At 42.1% G+C, this 18100-nt stretch carries 19 protein-coding genes; 12 read left to right on the top strand and 7 right to left on the bottom strand.

Going from position 1 to position 18100, the window contains the following annotated elements:
• The 4 genes from B9A22_RS24045 to B9A22_RS24030 all read right to left on the bottom strand — a co-directional run.
• On the bottom strand, window positions 1-558 hold a 558-nt coding region (locus B9A22_RS24045; RefSeq protein ID WP_084578472.1), incomplete at its 3' end, for a TMEM165/GDT1 family protein.
• Window positions 559-1046: 488 nt separating this feature from the next.
• A complete protein-coding gene (locus B9A22_RS24040) occupies window positions 1047-1769 on the bottom strand; it encodes a YetF domain-containing protein (RefSeq protein WP_084578471.1) in 723 nt (240 codons plus the stop codon).
• On the bottom strand, window positions 1766-2431 hold the full coding sequence (locus tag B9A22_RS24035) for a DUF421 domain-containing protein (RefSeq protein WP_217806049.1): 666 nt from the start codon (window positions 2429-2431) through the stop codon (window positions 1766-1768). Before B9A22_RS24035 ends, B9A22_RS24040 begins: the two co-directional genes overlap by 4 nt.
• A 319-nt stretch (window positions 2432-2750) precedes the next feature.
• A complete protein-coding gene (locus B9A22_RS24030) occupies window positions 2751-3029 on the bottom strand; it encodes a hypothetical protein (protein ID WP_084578469.1) in 279 nt (92 codons plus the stop codon).
• Between the two features lie 343 nt (window positions 3030-3372).
• On the opposite strand from B9A22_RS24030, the gene B9A22_RS24025 reads away from it, so the two are divergent.
• The 8 genes from B9A22_RS24025 (at window position 3373) to B9A22_RS23985 (ending at window position 8804) form a co-directional block, all read left to right on the top strand.
• Window positions 3373-3645: a DUF2933 domain-containing protein gene (locus tag B9A22_RS24025; RefSeq protein ID WP_084578468.1), complete on the top strand. Its 273-nt coding sequence runs from the start codon at window positions 3373-3375 to the stop codon at window positions 3643-3645.
• 30 nt (window positions 3646-3675) lie between these two features.
• Window positions 3676-3870, top strand: a complete 195-nt coding sequence (locus B9A22_RS24020) for a hypothetical protein (RefSeq protein WP_084578467.1) — start codon at window positions 3676-3678, stop codon at window positions 3868-3870.
• 42 nt (window positions 3871-3912) lie between these two features.
• Window positions 3913-4332, top strand: a complete 420-nt coding sequence (locus B9A22_RS24015; RefSeq protein WP_084578466.1) for a hypothetical protein — start codon at window positions 3913-3915, stop codon at window positions 4330-4332.
• Between the two features lie 750 nt (window positions 4333-5082).
• Complete coding sequence (locus B9A22_RS24005) at window positions 5083-5718, top strand: hypothetical protein (RefSeq protein ID WP_084578464.1); 636 nt, start codon at window positions 5083-5085, stop codon at window positions 5716-5718.
• Window positions 5696-6856: a helix-turn-helix domain-containing protein gene (locus B9A22_RS24000; protein WP_084578463.1), complete on the top strand. Its 1161-nt coding sequence runs from the start codon at window positions 5696-5698 to the stop codon at window positions 6854-6856. The genes B9A22_RS24005 and B9A22_RS24000 overlap by 23 nt, the downstream gene beginning before the upstream one ends.
• A 131-nt stretch (window positions 6857-6987) precedes the next feature.
• Complete coding sequence (locus tag B9A22_RS23995; RefSeq protein ID WP_084578462.1) at window positions 6988-7422, top strand: DUF488 domain-containing protein; 435 nt, start codon at window positions 6988-6990, stop codon at window positions 7420-7422.
• 66 nt (window positions 7423-7488) lie between these two features.
• A complete protein-coding gene (locus B9A22_RS23990; RefSeq protein WP_084578461.1) occupies window positions 7489-8124 on the top strand; it encodes a DUF488 domain-containing protein in 636 nt (211 codons plus the stop codon).
• 14 nt (window positions 8125-8138) lie between these two features.
• A complete protein-coding gene (locus tag B9A22_RS23985; RefSeq protein WP_084578460.1) occupies window positions 8139-8804 on the top strand; it encodes a dual OB domain-containing protein in 666 nt (221 codons plus the stop codon).
• Between the two features lie 395 nt (window positions 8805-9199).
• Here the strand turns inward: B9A22_RS23985 and B9A22_RS23980 are convergent, their stop codons facing one another.
• The gene (locus tag B9A22_RS23980; protein WP_176215676.1) at window positions 9200-9826 is read right to left on the bottom strand and encodes a hypothetical protein; all 627 of its coding nucleotides are present in this window, start codon (window positions 9824-9826) and stop codon (window positions 9200-9202) included.
• A gap of 249 nt (window positions 9827-10075) precedes the next feature.
• Here B9A22_RS23980 and B9A22_RS23975 point away from each other — a divergent pair, with 249 nt between their 5' ends.
• Both B9A22_RS23975 and B9A22_RS23970 read left to right on the top strand, forming a co-directional pair.
• Complete coding sequence (locus tag B9A22_RS23975) at window positions 10076-11245, top strand: AAA family ATPase (RefSeq protein ID WP_217806047.1); 1170 nt, start codon at window positions 10076-10078, stop codon at window positions 11243-11245.
• Entirely contained in the window at window positions 11238-13598 is a 2361-nt protein-coding gene (locus tag B9A22_RS23970) for a S8 family peptidase (RefSeq protein WP_176215675.1), read from the top strand. The genes B9A22_RS23975 and B9A22_RS23970 overlap by 8 nt, the downstream gene beginning before the upstream one ends.
• 175 nt (window positions 13599-13773) lie before the next feature.
• Here B9A22_RS23970 and B9A22_RS23965 read toward each other — a convergent pair whose 3' ends face one another.
• Complete coding sequence (locus B9A22_RS23965) at window positions 13774-14616, bottom strand: hypothetical protein (protein ID WP_084578457.1); 843 nt, start codon at window positions 14614-14616, stop codon at window positions 13774-13776.
• 166 nt (window positions 14617-14782) lie between these two features.
• Between B9A22_RS23965 and B9A22_RS23960 the strand changes: the two genes are divergently transcribed.
• The gene (locus B9A22_RS23960) at window positions 14783-15844 is read left to right on the top strand and encodes an SIR2 family protein (RefSeq protein ID WP_084578456.1); all 1062 of its coding nucleotides are present in this window, start codon (window positions 14783-14785) and stop codon (window positions 15842-15844) included.
• Between the two features lie 12 nt (window positions 15845-15856).
• Complete coding sequence (locus B9A22_RS23955; protein WP_084578455.1) at window positions 15857-17629, top strand: ATP-binding protein; 1773 nt, start codon at window positions 15857-15859, stop codon at window positions 17627-17629.
• A gap of 75 nt (window positions 17630-17704) precedes the next feature.
• Here B9A22_RS23955 and B9A22_RS25115 read toward each other — a convergent pair whose 3' ends face one another.
• A complete protein-coding gene (locus B9A22_RS25115) occupies window positions 17705-17914 on the bottom strand; it encodes a hypothetical protein (protein ID WP_139796376.1) in 210 nt (69 codons plus the stop codon).
• Between the last annotated feature and the right edge of the window lie 186 nt (window positions 17915-18100).

The raw sequence follows: 18100 nt of genomic DNA, 5'->3' as shown, positions 1-18100 counted from the left end.
GCCAGGTAAATACTCGTAAAGACCAAAGAGGCCAAACAGTATAAAGATAATTGCGGCAAACCATTTTACTGCACGCTCGGGGATTCTTTTTCCTAGCACGATGCCGATGATAATGCCTATGCCGTCTGCTACCATCATACCGGTAGTCGTTCCTAGCCATACAGGGACAATGGCATTGAATTGAGCAGCTAATGCAACAGTGGCCAGCTGTGTTTTATCTCCCATCTCGGCAATGAAAAAGGCAATGGCTACTGTCCAAAAGGGACTGCGTTTAGAAGCTTTGTCTTCTCCGTTAAGCTCGTCACCCCGGATTGTCCAAAGGCCGAAGATGATAAAGGATATGGCAGCCGCAATCTGGATGTAATTCATGGGAATGAAATGAGTCAAATAACTGCCGACAACTACGGCGAACAGATGGTTAAGAATTGTGGCAACAAATACGCCCCACATTACCGTTTGCCATTTGTAGCGAGTAGCAAAAGCCATGGCGAGAAGTTGAGTCTTGTCGCCCATCTCTGCAAGAACTACAAAGACAAGCGAAGTCAAAAATACTGTCATAATGAAGCCTCCTTAATGTGTTATATATAAAGAAAACACGGCTTGCGCCGAGCCTTGGCGAAAGCGGAAGCCGATGTTGCCCTTATCCAGACGGAAAGTTATACTTTCTTACAGGATAAAAAACGAGACCTTTAGTATGACAATGTTAGTCATACTAAAGGTCTCGCTAATTGACAATCGTCAACAACAGAGCCAGATGATTGCTCATCAGTATGTTGACTCTGTTCTAAGAGCTACTCCCCTTTAGGAGTGTTATATTTTTCTATTATTTTATAATAGACAAGCAGAAATGTCAACGTCCGACATTCATGCTTGTATTGTGTATCCACTAATGATTATTTTTTGCGAGATTCGCAATCACAGATCATATGAGGATGTTGACAATCAGCCATATCACTTTGAATCAGTTCATAGAAATGAACGGCTTCACGACGGATTTTTTGCAGCAGGGCTGCCGGTAACCGGCAGCCCTTTTTTGCGGAAGCTCATTAAGATTTTTGACCATAGCTCATTTCTGAGTAATAGAGAGTACCGGCGCTATCTAGGGTTGCCAAATAGATGTCTGCTGGAGGCAAGGGACACTGCTGGTTGAAGAAAAAACGAAAACTGTCAGGCGTATAGCCTAAGGTGACTAAGTTTTCCTCGATAAGGTGGCCATCGTTGATGACAACTAGGGGAGAGGGCTTGGCTGTTGCAGCTATCTGAAGGTCTTGGGCAGTAGCCGGGCTATGACCACCTTTTTTAATAACACTGACATGGCCGCTGGTTTCAAGAATGGCGTATTCCACTTCATTCAGGTTAAACACATTGACGGTGCGCAGCTCGGATAATAAAATCTCAAGCGGCAGGAGGCTTTTGGCCATATTTTCACGGATAATTTTGCCATTGGCAATGAGGACGGTTGGTTCTCCTGTAAGGATTTTGGCAAATGTCCTGCTGCGAGTAGCCCAACTCGAGAGTGAATAGTGGAGGGCATATATGGTGGCAGCGGCAATAAAGGTAGGGATAAAGCTGATTTTTGCTTCATAGAGCGGAGAGGCGGCTAGTCCACCCATCATCCAGAAGAAAGCAAAGTCGTAGGCGGAAAAAGGACCGCCAGCCCGGCGCGGTAGGTACCTGCCCAGTATGAATATTTCAATGCCAACAACTAGGGTGCGGAGCACAAAGCCTTCTACAGGTATTTTTTCGATTGCAGTGAGATACTCGATCATGGCTGTGCCGCCTGACCGGTACTGATATACAATGTTCCATTTGTTTCAACAATGGCTAGAAAGATACTATCTGTAGATTTTCCGGGATGTGCCGCAGCAATCTCATTTTCAAGCCATTGCAGGGTAAGGCCGCTGCGGGCTAGGCTTTGTTCTTGGACGTCTCCATCATAAATTACGACCTCAGGAAAACGGGGCGGGGTAACCGGGATATTCAATTGACTTTTAGTTGGCGGAGCGGCAGCAGGTTTGGTTAGAGCATTCACTTTGCCTGTTGGTTCCAGGTAGATTTCTTGGATTTCTGATAAATTAGTAATGGATTTCAGACGAAGTTGAGCTAATAGGTTATCAATGGTAATGTGGGTAGCGTCTAAGTTTTTACGAATTAACTTACCCTTTACCATCAGTGGGATAGCTATGCGGTCAACCTGACGGGGAAACTTTATGTCTAGGTAGGAGAGAAAAGTATTGACTAGCGCATAACTAAAGATGATGGCAACAACCTCATACAGCGAACTTTTGGGGTTGACCATACGTACGGCCGCCAAGCTGACTATGCCTGCCGCCACAAGATAATTGTGACCAGAGAGGATGCCTACTTGGCGCTCTCTCATAATGCGGGTGCCGATGATGAGGGAAATATACAAAATAGATACACGTATCACAGTACCCCACCAAGGCATGGAGTCTGTCCCGAAAATTATATCATTGAGGTCCATTTAGGATCACCCTTTGTCCTAAAATTATATGAGTTAGCAATTCTAGTTTGTGGGGATGCGTTGAGCGTCAAGTGCAGATTACAATGACTGGCAACTATAAGTAGCAGGTTTCTCCCTTATCAGTATATCCTAGCAATTATGTCAATATCCGCTTATAAAGCCTTGCAAGCGCCACTAGTGTCCATGGGCAGGGGGCCTGCCTATGGATGTGTGCCGGAGCGGGTTGTGTATAACAACGCATAGGCGATTTTTTGTTATGGTAACATTATGTTGTTATTAGTATTCTGATTTGATCAATTTGAGCTTGTATTTGTTCAATTTGTTGCTGAAGATTCTGTGGCGGCTGAAGATTTTCTTGATTGGTTTTTTGGTTGGGTTCCTGGGCGAGTTTTTGGGCCGCAATGGTAACCATAATACTACCAATTGTTATGATTACATTCCCGAAAATATTTACTTCATTAGGATCTTTATCCTCAGATAAAGAAATGGCAATCAGGGTCATTAATAGGGCGAGTTGGTTGGGGTCAGTATCAATGATTGACATTGGTCTTCACCTCAGAACTATTCTATGCCAACTGAATTTGGGTAATTACTGTAGCTAAAGAGAGACTTGCATCAGGTGGGGTTTTAACCTCATCTGAAGTTTAGGCGGCCGGTCTTTTTTATTTATGAGAAAGTTGGCGAAAAATCACAAGTTCTTCACTAGTCCTTCATAGCTTCTTCACAAAGGTTTGGTATGATAAAGGCAGATAAAGAATCCGCACCTAGGCGGACTGACCGCGCAAGCCGATAGACCGGTGGAATTTCGGAAAGAGGATAAGTCTATGATGAAGGTTGCTGGGCAGCCAGGTGGTGTCCCGACTCAGCTAATCGAGGAGGAATAAAGTATGAAGTGTTGCAAACAATCGGAGCCCAATAAGGAAAATGGCGTAAATCAAGGGCCGCAGCATGGCTGCGGTGGCGGCCTTAAACATATGTTGATGATGCTTGCTTGCTGTTTAGCGCCGCTTGGTGTAGTCCTACTTCTCAAGCAAAGCGGTTATGATGGGGCGGCCAGTTATTTAGTGCTGCTGTTATGCCCGATGATGCATCTGTTCATGATGCGGGGGATGGGTCACAAACATAATGAACACTCAAATGAAAATAACACTATAAAATAATCAAGGTTGAGTAAGGAGCTGACTAGTGAGATGGAAGAGTTAATCATGGAAGCCTATCGCAAAGCCGAAACCAAGGATTTTTTTGCTATTACAGTCCATGTCGAGCGTTTACTGAAAAAGTATTATTCGCTGCGTGACCCGCGCACCTGGATTACCACCGGCGAAGTCCGGCGCATTCTCGAACGGCAAGGTTTAGTGTTTGGAGATAGCTGGGCGGTAGCTTAGCCAAGGTTACTAATCGGATAAATTAACGAGGACTGAAAAACTATGAAAAATAAATTAGCAGGGTGGATTATTGGGGGACTCATTACGGTATCAGCATTAGGACTGGCCTTTGGTGCCAATTCGCTTGCAAGCGCGGCAGCCAATACTGAGCAGGCGGCAGCAGCGGCAGGTATGATGATGTCGAACGGCCAAATGGGAAAAATGGACCCTGAGATGATGAATGCGCCGGAAATGCAAAAACAGTGTGAAGACATGATGAAAAGCACCGATATGCAGCAAGCAATGAAGGGGATGATGCAACAGCCCCAGATGCAGAATATGATGAAGCAAATGCTGGCAAGCGACCCGGCGTTTAAGCAAATGATGGTAGATATGGTCAGTTCGTCAAGCGAGCAAGCTACGCAGCCGCAGGCTTCAGAGTCTGAGACTATAGACCACAATGCTCACCATACAGCGCAGTGACGCTTTTGGCTCTGCCGGTTAAACGTGTTGTACGGGTAAGTCAAAACCGAGATCAATAACAAATTAGCCAACAATCTTCGCCGACAAGGGCACAGTTGTTGGCTAACTTTTTGCTTATTAACGGCCAACCGATGAGCCGTTACTGAAACCATGCAGGGGCAGGGCCTCAACTCAGTTTTGGTGGCAACCAGACGGCCGGGGTAGCAGACGGCCTGGCTCCGCTCTAAATGACCACCCCCTTAACCTCCTCCCGACGAATAAACCGGAGGGGGAAGTCGTCTCTACCATGCTGGCTATTAGCAAAACGGCTTACCATGAGCAGCCACCAAAACCGTGTGGCCGCACATCGTAAGCCTGCCGGGTTGCTTATGGTTATCGGGTAGGAGCGCACCGGTCACGGTGGCCAACCCCATGCCGCCGCACTCCGTGCGGACGGGCCTGCCGGCAGCAAGGGAGCCGCGGACTGCGCGGCAATTGCGCCACCTCGCCGCCGGTCTGGCAATTATATCACACTGGTCAAGGCTTATGCCTGTTCCGTTCTTTCTGCGCCCCTGGCGGGTGACAAGGTTGCTGCGCCAGGTGTTTATATTATGAAGCTATTTGCGAATGGATCTATTAAACGATCTACGTTCCGCAGATCACCTAATAAATTGCAATAGTAGCATTGTTATCTACTTTTGATTGACAAAATAAAGAAAAAGTGTCACAATGTTTTCAGGTAGTATTTTGGAAAGTGGGGCGGTATTTTAAGTGTATGAGTATCATGAGGCCATTTTGAAGGCATCGTTTCCCGAAGAAGTGCGAAATGCTATTCGCGGAATGTTTGATGAAGCATATACTATGACAAATGAGCTTATCCAACGTGAAAAATGGTTAACCGAAAACCCTGTTGCAAGAGATATCAGACCTGACATACTTCGTGCGGCTAGCGCACGGACCGCACAACTCTGGTGTGCTAAAGGCATATTGCCTTTCCGCTGTTCTTTTCAAACTAACTCCATTAAAAATTGCCACCATGTGGAGCTTAATGGAGAAGGAGTTATTCTCTTGTTAGCTCGTGTTGATGCGCCAAAATCTATTCCTCCGTCTTCGACGTTTCGGGATAATGTGTTTGATATCAACATTCCTCTTTTTCCTGAATATGCAATAGAAAAAAATCCTAATATAAAGCAAGGGTTTCTTGCTACATATGGAGACCGTGGAAAATATGAGTTTCAGTTCGGAAGGGTCGGCATTCCAGGTGCAAAAACATGGTTAGCTGAGTTGCCATTGGCGCGCGGCCCATTTGGATATATAACCCAAAAAGACCATGAGGAAATGCTGGTTGAACTGTTAGACAATGCAAGAAGGGTAGGAGAAAAAAGTGCGGGAGAAAGTGAAGACTAACTCCAATGGGCTGCTTCCCCAACGTTTACGGGATGCTCGTCTTGCTAAAGGACTTTCCATTAAAGAGATAGCTGATTTAGTTGGTTTAAGCAGACAAATCATTTCACAGTACGAATTAGGCAATGTATCTCCTAGTCCAGAAAATTTGCTTAAGATGCAACAGATATATCAAATGCCTACCTCGTATTACTATAAACCGTATAGTGAAGCTCCCATTCGCAGCCAGGAATATTTCAGAAGCTTCCAGGCAGCTACTAAATCAATGCGAGAAACAGCCGTAATGCAGTCAATGTGGGTAACACGAGAGGTTATACCCGCACTTGACTCCTATGTAAAGCTACCGGCAGTAGATCCGTTGTTTGCTAAGGTTAAAAATTCTGAAGCACTTGACGTTCGTAAGGAAAGAAATATGGAAACGTTAGCAAAACTCGTGCGTCGCGAGTGGGATCTCGGTCTCGGCCCGATAGTCAATCTTACTCGGGTGATTGAAAAACGGGGTGTAGTGGTGATTGTTCTTTCGTTAGACGATAAGTTGGATGCTTTTTCATTTTGGGAAAAGGGTAGACCGTATATTTTCGTCAGTAAGTCCAATAACGCCGTTCGTATGAGAATGAGTGTAGCTCACGAGTTATGCCACCTATTATTTCATGATACGGAAGAAATTGAACAACATCTCAAACAACTTGAAGACGAGGCGAAGTGGTTCGCAAATGCATTTTTGATGCCCCAGGGTGGTTTTGAAAAAGATGTGTTTTCAACGTCTCTTAATCAGTTACTTCTGTTAAAACCAAAATGGAAGGTGTCCGTACAGGCAATGATTATGCGTTGCGAAAGATTAGAGCTTATTTCTGATGAAAGATCTACATATCTATGGAAGCAAATTTCACGACAAAGGTGGAGAAAAGTCGAACCATATGATGACCAAATAGAAAATGAGACGCCGGTACTTCTACAACAGGCCGTAAAATTAATTACAGAGCATGGAGTTCGATCTCGTAGGGATTTAGCAGAAAGAATAGCATTACAATCTGATTTTATTGAGCAAGTTTGTGGGCTCGAACTTGGGTTCTTAAGCCATGAAGACAATCTCGTGAAGATTAATTTTTCTAAGGATCGTCATATTAATGACAGGCAGTAATTGGTGAGACGTATGTTAGTTGCAAAAATAAAGATCAATGATGGCATTTCTTGCAAATGAAACTAGTCGATTGATGCAAGTCCGATAATAAGCAAGTATTTCTATGCTAGATGTAAAAGGTAGGTAGTAGTATGACCATCTACACGATTGGTTCCGGGAAAAAATCGGCGCAAGAGTTCTTTACGCTCCTACAGCAGAATGGTGTTAGGCGCGTAATTGATATTCGGCTTAATAATACCTCTCAACTTGCTGGGTATACCAAAAAGATGGATTTAGAGTATTTTCTTAAAGCCATTGCCGATATTGATTATATCCATTTACCAGAGGTTGCTCCAACAAAACAGCTTCTAGATAGCTATAAGGATAAGAAGGTAAGCTGGACGGAGTACGAGACTGAATACGCACGCATCTTGGAAGAGCGTGCTCCTCTCCATAGACTCGATAAAAGCTTGTTTGAAGACGCATGTTTACTTTGTAGTGAGCCTACGCCTAAACAATGTCATCGCAGGTTACTTGCTGAATATTTAGAAGAAAGGCTTAATGGATTGAGAGTAGTTCATCTTTGACTGATGCCTCTATATTCATTTGATGCTATAATGAATGTAGCGGTATGAAGGGAGGGCGCGGAAGCAGTGAAGAATGCTAAAAAGATTTATACCCTGGGACATTCGACTGTCTCTAGCGCATTTTTCTTAAGTATTATCCAGAAATTTGGAATATCCTGTATCGTTGATGTACGGAGCATTCCTTATAGCCGGCATGCTCCGCAGTATAATAAAGATGAATTGAATCGCTTTTTGAAACGCAATTCTATTCAGTATGTCTTTATGGGCGATGAATTTGGAGCGAGGCGGGACGATCAAGGACTATATTCTCCTTTAGGCTATCTTGACTTTGAACGTACTCGTAAGTCAGGGCTATTTTTGCGTGGCATTGAGCGCTTAAATAAGGGAGTGGAGACTGGCTTTACAATTGCTCTTATGTGTACTGAAAAGCGGGCAATAGACTGTCATAGAAGTATCCTAGTAGGCAAGGGATTAACTGATGTTGGTTTTGAGGTTGTGCACATCGACCATGATAGTAAGACTATGACACAACATGAAATGGAACAGGTTTTGTTAAAGGCATATTTCCCAGAAGTTAATATGTTTGCAGATCAATTGGGTGAGCCCTTAAATGAAAAAGCAATGATTGAAGAAGCGTATCGGCATAAAAATAGAGAAATTGGTTTTGTAGGGTATGAGGAAAAAGAGGCCGCCCACAGTTAAGTGGAGGCGATTTTGTGAAAAAAGATATTATACTTATGGCTAAATCCTGGAAGGGTGGCGGCTACTGCGTTGCTGGAATTGACACTACTACGGGGGAATGGGTCCGAATAGTATCTAATGACGAGTCGAAACAGCATGCGGTCACAGACGAAGACATGATGTATCGTGACCGGACTAGCCCGCAAATCTTGGATATAGTGAGCATAGATTGTACTGAGTACACACCTAATGATTATCAACCAGAGAACTATACGATGGATAGTTCTCGTTATTGGAGAAAAATCGGACAAGCAGACATTGATGATGTTATAAACCTTCACCCGGCTGAAATCCATGGGAAGCTATTTTACAATAACGAAAAGAAGGTTACTCCTGACGAGATCAGCGAAATTAGAGCCGCCGGAAGATATTCGCTGGCATTAATTCGACCTTCAGACATTGTGATTCGTGTTAAGCGGTGGGAGGGCAACACGTGGCCGAAAGTTACAGCATGCTTTACATATGGGGGGCGAAGCTATCGGTTTATAAAAGTCACCGACCCTACCTTCGTAAAGCGGTATCAAGATATGGAGGATGGAGATTATTCGGTTGAGGATGTATATTTCGTTGCTAGTTTAGCTGACCCCAATCCGGCCGACGGCGATCATTGGAAACTGATTCCTACCGTTTTGGAAGAATAACTTATTTTAGTAATAGAATGAATAGTAATCTAGGGGAACAGAATGCTGTGAAGAAGATATAAAATTGGTAATCATTATCGAATTTTAATTTTCAAAAGCCAATGCAATAACGTCTTGAGGAGATCAAAGTTGCGGTGGTTTTGCAGAGGCCTTGCAGGGCGGGATCAATGATCTGCTACTTACGCCGGTACTTTCTGGTATGAGCAAAAGGCAGTGTAATTCAATATCCACAAAGGAGAATGCTCTGAACGCTATTGTGGAATAGGATAAAGGACAAAATATCGTAGAATTCGTAGAGCAGTTTGTGATTAGGTCACAGACTGCTTTTATAGTTAGTAGTACTATATGGCAGTACTATTTATAGAATTCATACAGTTGTTTCGTTAAGAGAAAACTTAATATGGTAGATATATTCCATTGGCTGGACGTTGCTGGAGATATTCATCGATGATGTCAAAAGCAGCTCGCTTTGCTTTCTCTAAAGACTCATATTTCCAATATTGCTTATTTCGAAATATGATACCATATTCGCCCTTTTTATATTTGCTTGGCATAATAGTGATGAAGTATCCTTTAAATTTCAGCATATAGTTTCCATTAAAATTTTGTACCCATGTTCTCTTTCTAAAAGTTTTAAGGCGGCTAAATTTCTTTCGAAGATTTTTTTCTCTTAGCTGGGGGGTGACATAGTCTTCTTCCATCCGTTCAGCACAACTACATCCTACACGTAAGTGTTCACTATATTCAGGATGTTCCATAATATGAACATATCTGATACCTTCGTGGTTACACATCTCGCAAGTTTCGTAATAGTCTTTTCGCTCTTCAGCATCTAATTCATCCAAGCCTTCGGCTAAATCTTCAATATCAATGCATTTCCAGCCTTTATGTGGGATACCCTCTTTGTTCCATAGATCCATAAAATCAAAATCTCCTTCAAAGATTGTATTTTTAGATTTTTTAGCGAAAGTTGTATCTTCAATTATTTCGTTGGTAAATTTGGAAATCCCTTCTAATGACAAGAGCATAAATGTATATTGTCGGAGTCTGTTTCACCTCAGCGTGATACGGACTTTTTTTTGACTAAACTTATGAGGGTATCATTGTTTTGGCACATGTTCTACAACTAGGTTGCAGGGAGGCTGCCGGTGATTGGCGGCCTTTTTGCGGATGATATAAACCATATAGCTGTTCGAAAAAAATAAAAGTGTATTAAATATCGAATTGGCGTTATGGAAAAATAAAATATTGATATTATTTTTTAAAAATACGTGCAAAATAAAACAAAAAGCGTTACAATTAACAAGAGGAGTGGTAAAATGGCTATGCAAACGGAAATTCTAAAAATCATCGAGGGTGGATTGGACGGAAAACGTGATAAAGTACACAGCTATGCAGCTTTGCTTGCCAATAAGTTACAAGATAATGGAGAAAAGGCCTTAGCCGATCGCATTGTAAGATTGATCAATAAAAAGATTATTCATCCCGTTTTTATGGATGAGTTTGTCACTAAGCCGGTTGACCCGGAAACAAGACTTGATATGGTGGATGTATTTTACCCGGAAGATGAGTTTCAGGAATTAGTATTGTCGGAAATAACGACGCTGAAGATCAATAATTTTATTGGGTCCTTAAGAAATCGTAATAAATTAGTAAAAAGGGGAGTTAATCTTCCCGAGTCGCTGCTTCTTTATGGTCCACCCGGCTGTGGTAAAACCAGTATTGCAAAATATATCTCCAGCCAAATGCAGGTGCCACTGATTACAGCCAGATTAGACGGATTAGTTTCCTCTTTACTTGGAAATACGGCTAAGAATATTCGCAAGATATTTGAATACGCCAAGGAGAAACCATGTATTTTGTTTCTGGATGAATTTGATGCGATTGCCAAAGCGAGAGATGACGAGCATGAAATTGGTGAATTGAAACGAGTTGTCAATAGTTTGTTACAGAACATTGACGATTTCAGTAAAAGTAATGATGGCAATGTTTTAATTGCTGCTACCAATCATGAGAGCTTATTGGATGCTGCTGTGTGGCGGCGATTTAGCACTACGATTGAGGTTCCTAAGCCAGATTATGATGGAATACGCAGCCTGCTCAAACTATATTTTGCTGATGCCGAGCTGGGTTTTGATGCGGATAAAAAAAAGCTGAGCAAAATTGTTCACACTCTTTTGGGAACATCGCCTTCAGATATTAGGAACATTTGTTTTAATGCTGTCCGAGAGGCGGTTCTTCATGATCGAGACATGATTTCTTATCAGGACGTGCTGATTCAGATTTATCTTTTTAAAGGATTTCGTGAGCAAGAGTTGTCCTTGGTAAAGTTTTTGAATGAGAATGGAGTCTCGCAAGCGGATATAGCTGAAGCACTGGATATATCCCTGCGTCAGGTTCGCAATAAATTACGGGATGAGGAGGAAACGGGTCATGAGTGAACGGAATTTGCCAGTAAAGATATTTCACAAACGAACAGCTGATGAAATGCTTACAGAGGGCGGTCCCTCAAAATCGCCCAAATGGGTTTTGCATGGTGAGAAACTACAAGAACGGTCAAAACAATTGATAAGTGGTCTGGATGAGGCCAAAGAAAAGGCAGTAACCAAAATTAATAAATACAAAGGGATTCCGACGGTATTAAAAGCCAAAATCGTTGATGCTGCGGTTGCTAAGAGCCATCGGGCAGATATGCTCTCTCTTTTTGAAGAACGTGGCGAGGATAAAGCTATAGGATTTTCAGCAGAGCAGGAGCTATTGATTCGGGTCAGTACAGTAGAAGAATATGAAACAATTTCCCGAAACTTAGTATTGTGCGAATTAAACCCGAAAGCAATTTCCTCCCTTAGTGCTATATCCTTATTAGAGCCGATCATTAATATCCAGGATGTGAACACCAAGGAAGAGAAATATGTCTTGAAAGTGATCCTGGTAGATTATAATAATGCCTTCTTGAATCAAAAGGTAAATGAAGAGTTTAAATCATTGCTGACGAATAAAAAAGGGATTCACCTTGACAAAACGGTGAAATACTCTGATCGCTTAACGGTACATCAAGTTTTAATGGATAATCTGGAACTGGTCAAAGATTTTGATGATTATACTGGTATCTACTCTATTGAACCTATGCCGGTATTGAAGGTAATGGAAGATAGTTTTTTTAATGAGACGGAATTTTCGCCAGTTCAACCGGTAGATGGAGAAGATTATCCGGTCGTGGGTATTTTGGATTCAGGTATAGCAAGGATTAAAGCACTCGAGTCTTGGATTACGGGAAATACGACGAGTTATCCCGAAGAGTATGTGAACCGGGCTCATGGTACATTCGTAGCGGGAATCGTTGGCTTTGGTGATTTGCTTGAAGGCTGTAACTATACTGGGGCTACTGGCTGCAAACTGTATGATGCATTGGTTATTCCTGATTTAAAAAAAGAAGGCTGCACGGAAGCAGATCTGATCGATAATATTCGCGAAGCTGTTGAAAAAAATAAAGACATTATAAAGATTTGGAATATGTCGCTGGGCAGCAACATGGAGATTAGTAATACCGATTTTTCAGATTTTGGGACGGCTTTAGATGATATCCAAGATAAGAACAACGTTTGGATTATTAAGTCTGCTGGAAATTGTGATAATTTTGCGCGAGGGCAAGCAAATGGAAAAATTACACGCGGTGCCGATTCAGTCAGGGCACTCACCGTGGGTTCCATTGCACGATTACAAGCGGTCAGTGATATTGCAAAACCGGATCATGTTTCGCCATTTAGCAGAGTTGGTCCCGGCCCAGCTGACATTGTCAAGCCGGAAGTGATGCACTATGGTGGTAATTGCGGCATACAGAATGGGAGAATCAGCAGTACAGGAGTCAATTCCTTTTCACTTGATGGACAAATTGTCGGCCGGTGCGGTACCAGTTTTTCTACTCCACGGGTTACAGCTATTGCCGCTCACTTATCAAATGAGGTACAGGAAGAATTTGACCCAGTGTTGTTGAAAGCATTGATGATGCATTCTTGCAGATACCCTGAAACGGTAACAGCAGCAATGCCGGAAAAAGTGAGCCACTATGGTTTTGGTGTGCCGCTCCCCATTCAGGATATTTTATATAACAATCCACACGAAATAACCCTGATATTAAAAGATACGCTTAAAAAAGGAGAATTTATCGATATATTAGATTTTCCTTATCCAGAGTGTTTAATCGATGACGACGGATATTATTATGGGCAACTTGCCGTGACCTTGGTAAATCATCCGATTTTGGAAGCGCGACAAGGTGCGGAGTACTGCCAGTCGAATCTTGATGTACGCTTAGGAACCTATGACGAAAAAGTCAATAGGGATAGGACAAAGCGGACGATACGCAATCCTATAGGACGGAGTCCTGATTCGCAAAACTTACTGAACTTTTCAAGCTATAGCAAAAAAACAGTCGCACATGAGGGGTTTAATAAGACCGAAAAGGTACTTATACAGTATGGGGACAAGTACTACCCTAATAAAAAATATGCAGTTGATTTAGGAGAGCTGACACCAGGCAATCGAGATAAAAGTTTAAAGGCACCGAAAAAATGGTTTTTAAAAGTAGAAGGGGTTTATAGAAGTTTCATCGAGAAGCAAGCGGTTTTGAATGATGAAGAACTTTCGCAGCCATTTTGCTTGATTGTGACTATTCGTGATCCGCTTATGAAAGAACCGGTTTATACGGATGTGACGAAATTATTGAGTCAGCATCAGTTTATACATAGTAACATAAAACTTCGCCAGGATATTCGGGTTGCTGTTAGACGATAGCAAAAGGCAAGTTAGCAAGCCTGCCAGAAAACAAATGGGAGGCATCGAGTCGACAGAACTTATTCATATTATATTGAAAGCGGTACCAATTGGACTGAGTGATCGGGAGTAAAAGAATTAGGCATAAAAGGGGCCGCCAACAGTTGACTGGTGTCAACTGTTGGCGGCTGTTCGTTTAAGTGACCGGGGCGGGACCGGTGTTGCTTTTTTCGTATTTTTTCAAAACGGCTACTTGGTGGTGGATTGAAAAGATTGTCATTTGGTATCCGTAGTCAGTTTTTCTCGCAATGCCATAACCGACAATAAACGCTCCAGTAATATCATCCAGCCGCCCAGAGTTTTTTGGTACATAATCCTTTGGGATAAAAAGAGAAAATTTTTGCGAGTTTTTATGCTTTCCTGATGTAGATAGCGGAATCAATACGTGGTCTCCTATTGTTGCTTTAGGGGTCAGCGTGTTACCTTTCACGATACAGACTATTGCTTTGTCAGCACTACGATCAATCTTGTCGATGATTTCATCTTGTGCTCCGAACAAATCTTTTAGATAGTACTTTTCACCGGTTTCAGCAAGAATTTGCATGCTTTCGTAGTTTTGGCTAAAGTAGTAGCCCTTTTTAGGATCAAGCAGATTTTTTACAGAGGAGATGAACATTCGTGTTCTTTTACCGGTGAATTGTTTTGATACGTTTGAGCCTTGATGTCCAGTGCTTATATGCTGCTGCGGGGACATCAGTGCTCTGGGAAGAATAGTCGATACTAATAATTCAATGTCCTTGTTGTTGTCAGAATTTTTGATTTGGTTAGTTATGTTTCCATAAATACAGTGAGGCATATGGGCGGTACCTCTCCACCGTTTAAATAACGGATAGCTAGTACCATGAGAAAACTCGAGTTGTATTCCACAAAACATACAGCGGAATTTTGTTCTGTCAATAAAATCATTAGGATTACTATCAACTTCAATAGCACTTACTTTTTCATTAACCCCTCTGGCCACATAATATGCAAATTCCACATAATCACCCACCATGCTTGTTTTCGATAGTATAATTTTATCAGAATATCTTGTTATATGTAAATTCATTCCTTCATTGGTAATAAAATGAAAGGAACTATGGGGATTTATGGCGAATATCTTAGATATGTTATGTTTCGTTTCGGCTAGGGGGTGATTTAGTAGCATGGTGGATACAGATGAAATTTTGGCAAAGCTTCAAGATTTTCTACGGACTAGACCGATGTTGTTAATAGGCACAGGCCTTTCTGTTTCGATGGGGTTACCTGGTATGGGAGAATTGACGAAGTTTCTAGAAAACGATATACCTAAGAGATGTGTAGGCGACCCTAAATTAACCAGTGAGTGGACTAATTGTTTGGCAAGCATTGAAGCCCATGGGCTGGAAGACGGCTTAGGACGATGCACTGTTAGTCAAGAACTTTTACAGTTTATTATTGAAGCTACCGCTACTGTCATCGATTTAAAGGATATGCAGTTTAAGCGGCAGTTAATTGCTACTTCGACCAAATCATTTCCGTTAGCAAAGCTTATCAAACACATAATAGACAGTCTGCCGCCAGGCAACCCCTGTTTAGATATTGTTACCTCAAATTATGATCACCTGATTGAATATGCTTGCGATGTATGTAGCATCCATTGTTGCACCGGTTTCTCAGGAGCACATCTTCAACGGTTTTCCCACGAGACCTTAGTCGGCGATTCCTATTCGTTAACGGTAGTTACGGGTAAGAGAGCAATGAAGCCAGATTTCCGAAAGCAAAAACGAGTACGGCTGTTGAAACCACATGGCTCCTTAAAATGGCAGCAACTTGGTAGTGAAACTTTTCAATGTAGCGAGATGATTGAAAATGCAACTCGCGTTATTATTACGCCGGGTTTGACTAAATACAAGGCCAGTCTAACAGATCCAACGATGAACTGTCATAGAGAAATGGCCAATCAAAGTATTCGAAGTGCTAATTCAATTATGGTAATAGGTTATGGATTTAATGACTCTCATTTGCAAACAGTTTTAACTGAGCGGCTGATCCAAGGAATGAATTGTCTTATAATAACTAGGCATTTAAGTGATAGCGCCAAAATGATAGTGCAGGATTATCCGCACATAATTGCTTTGGAGCAATCAACAACAGGATTAACTACTTGGTACTATCAGGGAGATAGTAATGAGTTTCCCGGACAACTGTGGAGTATTGAAGAATTTGTAGACAAAGTTGTTGGGTAAGGAGGGGCTATAGTGGGTATCTTCAATTTTGAGGAAACACAGTCGATAGGTGAGGTTCGCGGCGTGGACACCGCCCGAGTATTTATTCAAGTACATTCAGCTGAAAAGTTGTCGCATGCAAGAGTCGGAAGACTAGTAACTATTCAAGGATTAGATAGTAATGAATGGTTGCTTGGTATGATCAACCGGGTTTGGAGAGATCCTTTAGAGGGTGACACGGAAGTCGGCGATGAGATCTCTCCGCCCATTACGGAAAATAATGGTGTCCAAGTTACTCTTGTGGGAACGTATCGCGCAAAACACGGGGAAGTTAGTAATTATTTTACCAGAGCTGTCTTATCACTGCCTGACATTAATCGCCCGGTATTTCCGGTTGAAGGAAAAGCACTGGAAGACTTTATGGGGATAATTGGTTCTGCCGGTGTCGCAACCCAAAAACCATTGGAGATTGGTACATATACCTTGGATAGAAAAGCAAAAGCATTTATAGATGGTGACAAGTTATTTCAGCGGCATGCCGCGCTGCTGGGCAGTACTGGCTCAGGTAAGTCTTGGTCTGTTGCTAACATCTTAGAACAAGCTTCTAAATTGGATTATTCAAATATCATTGTATTTGACCTTCATGGCGAATATACAAAATTACCATATGCACAACAATTGCGTATAGCGGGACCTGGTGACTTAGCTGATCCGAAGGAAGGCGTACTTTTCTTACCATTTTGGTTACTGAACTATGATGAAATGCAGTCCATGTTGATTGACCACTCCGAGCAATCTGCTCCTAACCAGTCGCTAGCTGCACTGGATGCAATCACCAAGGCCAAAAAGACAGTTTTAGAACAACTTAAAAAACAAGAAGTATTGGATACATTCACAGTTGATAGCCCTATACCGTTCAAGATGGAGCACATAGTTAAGGAACTCGAGTATAAAAACGCAGAGATTATTGGCTCTGGAGAATTTTATGAAAGCGGCAAAAAGGCCGGTCAAGAAAAAACGACACAAGGCCCACTCAACAACAAGTTAACCAGGTTATTAATTCGCTTAAAAAACAAACTTGAAGACCGGCGATATGGTTTCTTATTTCAACCGCCGGAAAAGTGGTATGAATATGAAGCTTTACACCGGCTTGCAGATCAACTAATGGGTCATACCGGTATCACAGACTATAATAAGCCTGGCATTAAGGTAATCGATTTTTCAGAGGTGCCTTCAGACGTTTTACCAGTAATGGTAAGTTTAACAGCACGGCTGGTTTTCCAGATACAATTTTGGTCAGATCCCGGTACTAATAATGATGGCAGACATCCAGTTTTATTACTATGTGATGAAGCGCATTTGTATTTGCCAAGTGCATCCAAGAGTGCAAATCCTTTAGAGAAAAAGGCGCTAGAGAACTTTGAAAGAATTGCAAAGGAAGGCAGAAAATATGGCGTCGGCTTAATGATAGTCAGTCAAAGGCCATCTGATGTTAGCACTACTATACTAAGCCAATGCAATAATATAATATCGTTAAGACTTTCTAATGATAGTGACAAATCAGTGGTTAAAGGGTTAATGCCTGATTCACTAAGCGGATTATTGGAAATACTTCCTGGACTGGAAATCGGGGAGGCAATTATAGTTGGAGATGCAGTATTATTGCCAACACGAATAGTGTTAAATAAGCCAACGTATAAACCGCTAAGTGCAACCATTGATTTTTGGCAACGATGGGATAACCAAAAAGGAGCCACTGATTTAGTTAAAGCAGTAGAGCAATTGCGCCGGCAAAGCCGAAACTAGTGAGCGATATAAAAAGGCCACCACAATTCCTGTTGTGGCCAGTAATCTATTCGTTGACTTGTTCCTTAACTTTTTTTATAATATCCTGCACCTCGTCCAGTGATTTGGCGATGAAAAACCCCGGGCGATAGCTTCTAATGCTTCTATGTCGGTGATGCCGTCTAGGAGCGGGAGTAGGTCAGTAGCGGTTAAGCCAAATTTCATTTCCAAGATTGTACCGATGGTTTTCTTTGCGCCGATAATTTGACCTTCGGTTTTCGCGCCATGCATCCAAAAGTAAGTCACTACACTGAAAAGTAGAGTACACGTCCCAAGGAGAACCATATCAGGTCATTGTTGTACTACAACAACCGTACAACAATGCCGCATAAAAGTGCTGTGGCGCTCTGTTGAGAAATGTAGCAAATACGCGGGTTCGTGACGTTTCGATTATGAAAAATATAGCACATTTAAGACTTAGGATCTGGCGGG

Source organism: Sporomusa malonica, assembly GCF_900176355.1.
Lineage (GTDB): Bacteria > Bacillota > Negativicutes > Sporomusales > Sporomusaceae > Sporomusa > Sporomusa malonica.
This window is presented reverse-complemented; position numbering and strand designations above follow the sequence as displayed.

Bases quoted from the DNA above. Each gene is read 5' to 3' on its own strand.
- B9A22_RS24020 (WP_084578467.1), top strand. From the start codon at position 3,676: ATGGAAGAGTTAATCATGGAAGCCTATCGCAAAGCCGAAACCAAGGAT.
- B9A22_RS24040 (WP_084578471.1), bottom strand. From the start codon at position 1,769: ATGATCGAGTATCTCACTGCAATCGAAAAAATACCTGTAGAAGGCTTT.
- B9A22_RS24015 (WP_084578466.1), top strand. From the start codon at position 3,913: ATGAAAAATAAATTAGCAGGGTGGATTATTGGGGGACTCATTACGGTA.
- B9A22_RS24030 (WP_084578469.1), bottom strand. From the start codon at position 3,029: ATGTCAATCATTGATACTGACCCCAACCAACTCGCCCTATTAATGACC.
- B9A22_RS24025 (WP_084578468.1), top strand. From the start codon at position 3,373: ATGAAGTGTTGCAAACAATCGGAGCCCAATAAGGAAAATGGCGTAAAT.
- B9A22_RS23995 (WP_084578462.1), top strand. From the start codon at position 6,988: ATGACCATCTACACGATTGGTTCCGGGAAAAAATCGGCGCAAGAGTTC.
- B9A22_RS23960 (WP_084578456.1), top strand. From the start codon at position 14,783: ATGGTGGATACAGATGAAATTTTGGCAAAGCTTCAAGATTTTCTACGG.
- B9A22_RS23970 (WP_176215675.1), top strand. From the start codon at position 11,238: ATGAGTGAACGGAATTTGCCAGTAAAGATATTTCACAAACGAACAGCT.